Origin of the sequence: Brachyspira sp. (assembly GCF_029258575.1) — a bacterium.
In the GTDB taxonomy this organism is placed as follows: Bacteria; Spirochaetota; Brachyspiria; order Brachyspirales; family Brachyspiraceae; genus Brachyspira.
Window position 1 is genome coordinate 1 of record NZ_JARHYI010000032.1, and the last position, 6,674, is coordinate 6,674.

Below are 6,674 nucleotides of genomic sequence, written 5' to 3' on the forward strand. Positions count from 1 at the left end.
TTTTTTCTGTTGTGTATTATACTGTTTCATAGATATTCCTTTTTGTTTTTTTTAGCAATTTAAATTATAAGGAATATCTCATTTTTTTTAAACTAAAAGTGTGCAATATCTATGGAACTTAAACAAATAAAAAGAAAACTTACACTTGCTTTATATTTAAAATATTTTATAATGACAGATGATTACAATTTTTGTAAATTAATAAATAAAATTATAATCATAAAAATTAAATAAGCAAATAAACATGAAAATGTTTAGAATAAAAATTAAAAGGAGTTCTTAATGAACAAAAAATTATTAACAATTTTTTTAAGCATATTTTTAATGACTATATTATCAATAAGCTGCACGAATAAAGACAAAACAGCTCCAACAAATGAAGGTATAGAAAAATTTAACGGTAGAAATTATAAAGCAGAAGGAACAGATGATAATTTCTATTTATCTGTAAAAGATGGAGAAGCTATAACAGATTTTAAGAATGGTTCTTATCCACAACACCTGAAGGTAAGCAAAAAATCTAGTCTTATTTATTCTTTTTCATTAGGAGATGGTACAGTAAAAGGTGAATTGAAATTTAATAATGACGGTTCATCTGTAACTGTTACTTATGAAAAACATGATCATACGCCTAGTCTTATAGGACACAAGTATGTCTGTCATCAAATATAATAATCAATTATGTTTTCGATTAAAGAGCTTTGCTTGATATTTTCAGGTAAAGCTTTTATTTTAGACAGCAAAAAAGTACTACATCATACCAAATATAGAACTATTAAAATATTTTAGAACATAGGAATGTATAATTAAAAATAATGTATCAGGCTATCTGCTATTTTTTAGTTAATTAATTAATTTATCAACTTTTTTTCTTCCAATGCTAAAACAGACTTATTCAAAACTACAAATTATTAATACAATTAAATTTCAAAATTAATTTTAATATTACAATATACATGGCGTAGATTTTCAAAACGCTTCAAAGCCTTGTTTTTGGAGAGAGGAGCTTTACAACAATTATGATGAAATTATATTTTTATTTATAATAGGATTTAAAATAAAAATATGTTTTTTGCACTTTTGCAACTTTTGCGGCGGGAAAAGTTGATAATAAAATAGTTTGAAATTTTTATTTATCAACTTTTTTCTTCCAATTCTAAAGCAGACTTATTCAAAACTACAAATTATTAATACAATTAAATTTTAAAATTAATTTTAATATTACAATATGCATGGCGTAGATTTTCACAACGCTTTAACACCTTGTCTTTGCAAGGTAAGGATATAGTCTAATAACAGACTAAATATGAAAACGCTTCAAAGCCTTGTTTTTGGAAGAGAACATATAGTCAACTATAGGACTAATATATCAATTTCTCAATTTATTATGAATATTTTGAATCATATCATTAAAATAATAAAAAATATAAATTCATATTTAAATTTAATAATACATTTAAAAATGTTTATATATTTTTGTATAAAAAATGCTTAATGTATAAAATTATGACTGTTTTTGACATAATGATACTGCATGATTAAGTTAAATAAGCAAATAAACATGAAAATGTTTAGAATAAAATCAAAAGGAGTTCTTTATGAACAAAAAATTACTAACAATTTTCTTAAGCCTATTTTTAGTAGGCATATTATCTGTAAGCTGTTCCAACAAGGACAAAACAGCTCCCAAAGGCATAGAACAGTATAACGGTACTTATGATCAACATCTGCTGCAATTTCAGGAAATTATTTATGGGTAACAGTAAAAGATAGTGAAGTAGCAATTCTTCCAAATAGTAACAATACAACTCCTCCAGAGTTTGTTGCTGATGTATATTTTCCTGTAACAGGTTCTGGTACTGATTATAGTTTTTCTATAGCAGGTAATACGGTAGTAGGTACTTTAAAATTTACTGATACTTCTGTAACTGTTAGATATACAGAAAATCCACATGCCCCTAAAGAAATATTAAATACAGATATAGTTTGTAATATAAAAAAATAATCAATCATATTTTTCATTAAAAGGCTTCGTTTGAAGTTCTCAGATGAAGTCTTTATTTTTTATTTAATAACTTTAAAATATTAGGAGATAAAGTTTTAGTAGGAGATGAAGAAACTGTTGTCAATCCTTTAGCTTCAATTCTAACATTATTAACAACTTCCGCAAGTGAGATAAAAAGTAAAAATGAGGCTGTTTATACTATGAACTTATTTATTACAAAATTATATTTCAATTTCAAATTAAAAGGCAATACTCTTAATTGTTCTATAGAGGGAGAAGAAGAAGTTAACTATTATTATAACGATGAATTAACCAAAAAATATTATACGAATATAATTGAAATAAAAAAATGGTGGGAAGAATACAGCTCTACTAATAAATAATAATTAAAACTTCATTTTGAATAATAATAAAAAATGATGACAAATTTTGTCGCATACATTATATACAATTAAATTATAATAAAAATTAAAGGAGATTCTCATGGGGAGAAATTATTTTTTGCATAGAATATCGCATGGCTATGAATGTTCATATCCTATATTGGAAAAAGGTTACCTTTCAACAGGATACGAAGAGTTATTCAATAAAAAATTATATAAAATAGTTGAAAATGGAGATTATCATGGGGAGTTTAAATCTTATGTAGAAAATATATGGGGTGAATGTCCAAAATGGATACATCATCTATGGAGATTTATATATAGTTTCAGAAAAGGTGATTATATTGTAGTACCTCAATTCGGAGGTTTATTTTCTATATATGAAATAATAGGTGATAATTTTATTGGTAGAAATGATGAAGAATTAAAATCAGCACTTAAACCATTTATAGATACTAAAGATTATACAAAATTAGATTTTTTCTGGAAAGTAAAACCCATATATACAAATATAAAAAGAGCTGAATATGCAAATGCTGAACTTACACGAAAAATGCATTATAGAGGTACTAATATCGCTTGTAATGATATTGCAGAAACTATAAATGAATTATTAGAAAATTTAAATAATAATAAACCTATTAATTTCACTTATGATATATTAAATACTTGGCAATTTCCATTCAATAAGTCTAAAGAAATTATAAAAGATATTTTTTCTATCATACAAAAATATGCCAATAATGATATGCTTGAAAAATATCGTGATTATATTAAAAAAAATACTCTTAATGAAAATTATCCTTTTAATATATTTGAACTTATTTCTGATACATATTACAAAGAAAATTTTCATTCTGATATAATAGCAAAACTTTTAGAACATGAAAAGGTATTAAAATATTTTCTTGATTTTATAGATGTTGATGCTTCTAAATATTTAAATAATGATTATTCAGTTGTAAGAGAAGAAAATAAAATTGATATTTTAATTAAAACTGATACAAACAACTGCATAATCATAGAAAATAAACTTAGATGGGCTAAAGATATGAATGAACAATTATCAAGATATTATAATAATTGCCTAGAAAATAATTTAGAAGTTGATAAAATAGTATATTTATCTCCTGATAGATTAAAACAGCCTACATCTCAGTCTATAAAAGATATACCAAAAGAAAAAATCAAAACAATATATGGATATGATGGAGAAGATGAAGACTTTTATACTAAAGTAATAGAAAATAGTTTAAATGATTTTAAAAAACATGATGAAGCTAAAGAATGGATATTATTAGCAGATCATTATTTAAAAATATTAAGAGAAACAGGAGTAACTAAAATGGATAAATTAACTCAAGATTTTTATAAAGAAATAATAAATAATACTGATGAATACGAAAAAATAAAATTAATAGCTGATATGTATAATAATTTGATTGTCACTCGTATCAATAACTTAGTTTCAAAATTTAAAGGTGCTGAATGGAATAAAGAATGGTTTTACAAAGAATTTGAAAGCAAGAAAAGAGGACTCAATTATGCCATAGATATACATATCTATTATGATAATAGTTATTTTTATTTCCTTTCAAGAAGTGAATATACAGAAGATGATCCAAAACTTATAAAAGAATGGGAAAAAGATAATAAAGATATAGAAGCTTGGCTTAAAAAACATAATTTATTTGATGCTTTTTATTTTGACGACAGATGGGTAAAGGAATTTAAGTTTCCGCAGCAGGAAAAAGAATTATACGACTTTACTGAAAAATTTATACAACTGCTAGAAAAAGATGTTGAAAGTATATGCAGCAAATAAAATAATGCAAATTGTCAGAAAAAATAAGATTAGTATTTTAGTAAATATATTATAGGGCGATAATTAGAATAATTTTTTTATTTTATTCTAAAACCCCGCCCTTTAGATTTTCTGCATAACTATGTTATTTTTATACTATTTTTATTTTTTATCTTCTCTTTTATTTTTGATGCCCACCCAAGTTTTTTTAAATTTTCTGCTTAAATCACCGCACGCAAAATGATATTCTATTATTAGGCTTATGATTGATTTTAAATTTTATCATCAAAAATAATTTTATTCCCGTGCGTTAAATGATTAAAATAAAAAAATGAAAACAATTAAAATAATAAAAAAGCAGATAAAAGATTTATATATCCTCTATCCACTTTATATAAAATTGATATCTTTTACTAAAAATTATTCAGTCTTTGAAGCATCAGGCTTAGGCTGTATTATAGCTGAAAGAACTAAAAATACTATTAAGCTTGCAGCTATACCCGGTATTATAGGATCAAATCCAAATAAATTTATATTTTTATTGTATTGAAAAAATATCGTAACAAAACTTCCAGCAATTAATGATCCCATACTTGCAACTGCAGAAAGTTTTTTGTTTGTGTAATTTCCAAATAAATAAGGAATAAATACTCCTGCCGCACGCAAACTAAATGAGAACATTAATATTGTTATCAAGTTTGTAGCCTTGAAAGCTATGAACATAGATATAAGCCCTACAACAATCATACATACTCTTCCCAAAAATAAAAGCTGTTTATCTGTAGCATTTTTATTTATATATTTTTTATATATATCATTAGTAGCTATTACTGATACGGCAAGCATGTCAGAATCTGCTGATGACATAGTAGCCGATATTAATGCTGAAAATAGTAAACCAACTATAACAGGTGGCATAGTATGAATAGCAAGTACAGGAAGTATATATCTAGTACCTTCGGAAGTAAGAAGTTCAGAAGATAAAAGTCCGTCTTTAACTACACTTGAAGCAATAAGTCCTAAAAATGCAGGAAATAAAGAATATAATATACATACGAATCCGCCTGCTAAAGAACCTATCATAAGCGATTTAGAATCTCTTGCTGAAAAAAATCTCTGACTTATTTCAGGTCCAACGGAATATGAAGCTATATACATTATAGTTAATGATATTATTGTAGACCAACCCATACCCGCAGTAAAAGATTTTTGTGCAGGCTCTAAATTAGCAAGTACATGCTCAAAACCTCCTGCATAATTCAAAGCAAAAGGTATAGCAACCAAACTTCCTATAAATACCAAAGAACCCTGAATCAAATCTGTAAAAGCAACTCCCCAAAGTCCGCCCATAGAAGAATAAGCAGTAACTACTATTGTAACTATCACTACAGAAAGTTTATAATTCCAGCCTGTCATAACAGTTAAAATACTAGCTGAAGCTATTATCTGGGCTGCAGTTATACCTATCATAGGAAGCCCCATTATGATAGAAGTAACCAATGCATTAGCCTTACCGTATCTATTATAAAAATATTCTGATACAGTAGTAACCATTGCATTTCTGAATCTCTGTGCCAAGAATGCAAGTACAAGATATGCAATAGAAGCAGTTATTACATACCAAACAGCAGAAAGCCCCCATTTACCGAAAGCCTGTTCTGCCAAACCTAATGAAGTACCACCTCCGATATTTGTTGCTGCTAAAGTACCTGCCAAAAGTACAGGTCCCAAATTTCTGCCAGCTAAAGCAAAATCATTACTATTGCTAATTTTCTTACTGGAATACACTCCAATAAATAGCATAGCAAATAAGTAAATAATCACTATGGCAATTACTATAATTCCTCCCATAATTAAAACTCCCTAAATAATTTTTATAGCCGAATAATTATAGAATACATTTTATTTAAATAGAATATATTTTATGTAAAAAATGATACATAATTATTTACAAATTATATACTTAAAATATTTGAAAATTATTTATAAAGTAATATTGGAATTCTTCTGCCATTTGTTGGATTTTAAATAATACATACTAAAGAAAGTATTTATTATATAGCATATACCCATTGAAAACCATATACCTATAAGCTCGAACTTTGCTGATAATGCATATGCTAAAATCGTTCTCAATATAAGAGTTGTAGAAGTAGTAAAAGCCATTATGACTATAGTCTTTCCTGCCCCATTAATAACTCCATTACAAACAAACATCACAGAATAAAAAATAAATATAGGCATTATGGTATAAATATAGCTTCTTGAATATTCAAAAACCTGCATATCTTTTGTAAACATTCTTATAAGAAGATAAGGATTGGTTATTGAAAATATAGTCATAATAGAAGAGATTATCAGACCTATAATGATTCCGCTTTTTAAAATTTCTTTTACTCTGTCTAATTTATTAGCTCCTATATTCTGTGCTGACATTGTCATAACAGCATTTCCCAAAGCAGGAGTAGGCATTATAAAAAGT

Annotated in this window: 7 protein-coding genes; 4 read left to right on the forward strand and 3 right to left on the reverse strand. The window is 26.1% G+C overall.

Annotated elements, in window-relative coordinates; all coding sequences use genetic code 11:
* The first annotated feature begins 282 nt into the window (after window positions 1–282).
* Both Q1J76_RS02590 and Q1J76_RS12470 read left to right on the forward strand, forming a co-directional pair.
* Entirely contained in the window at window positions 283–672 is a 390-nt protein-coding gene (locus tag Q1J76_RS02590; RefSeq protein WP_300366348.1) for a hypothetical protein, read from the forward strand.
* A gap of 926 nt (window positions 673–1,598) precedes the next feature.
* Entirely contained in the window at window positions 1,599–1,760 is a 162-nt protein-coding gene (locus Q1J76_RS12470; RefSeq protein ID WP_367182059.1) for a hypothetical protein, read from the forward strand.
* A 103-nt stretch (window positions 1,761–1,863) separates the two neighbouring features.
* Here the strand turns inward: Q1J76_RS12470 and Q1J76_RS12475 are convergent, their stop codons facing one another.
* Window positions 1,864–2,022: a hypothetical protein gene (locus Q1J76_RS12475; protein ID WP_367182060.1), complete on the reverse strand. Its 159-nt coding sequence runs from the start codon at window positions 2,020–2,022 to the stop codon at window positions 1,864–1,866.
* 183 nt (window positions 2,023–2,205) lie between these two features.
* On the opposite strand from Q1J76_RS12475, the gene Q1J76_RS02600 reads away from it, so the two are divergent.
* Together Q1J76_RS02600 and Q1J76_RS02605 are read left to right on the forward strand one after the other, a co-directional pair.
* Entirely contained in the window at window positions 2,206–2,388 is a 183-nt protein-coding gene (locus Q1J76_RS02600; RefSeq protein ID WP_300366351.1) for a hypothetical protein, read from the forward strand.
* A 100-nt stretch (window positions 2,389–2,488) separates the two neighbouring features.
* Window positions 2,489–4,213, forward strand: coding sequence for a PDDEXK-like family protein (locus tag Q1J76_RS02605; RefSeq protein ID WP_300366353.1), 1,725 nt, complete (start codon window positions 2,489–2,491; stop codon window positions 4,211–4,213).
* 399 nt (window positions 4,214–4,612) lie between these two features.
* Here the strand turns inward: Q1J76_RS02605 and Q1J76_RS02610 are convergent, their stop codons facing one another.
* Window positions 4,613–6,043 carry a sodium:solute symporter family protein gene (locus tag Q1J76_RS02610; protein ID WP_300366356.1) on the reverse strand — a complete coding sequence of 477 codons (1,431 nt, stop codon included), beginning with the start codon at window positions 6,041–6,043 and terminating at the stop codon, window positions 4,613–4,615.
* A 132-nt stretch (window positions 6,044–6,175) separates the two neighbouring features.
* A partial coding sequence (locus Q1J76_RS02615) for an MATE family efflux transporter (RefSeq protein WP_300366359.1) occupies window positions 6,176–6,674 on the reverse strand: 499 nt, incomplete at its 5' end.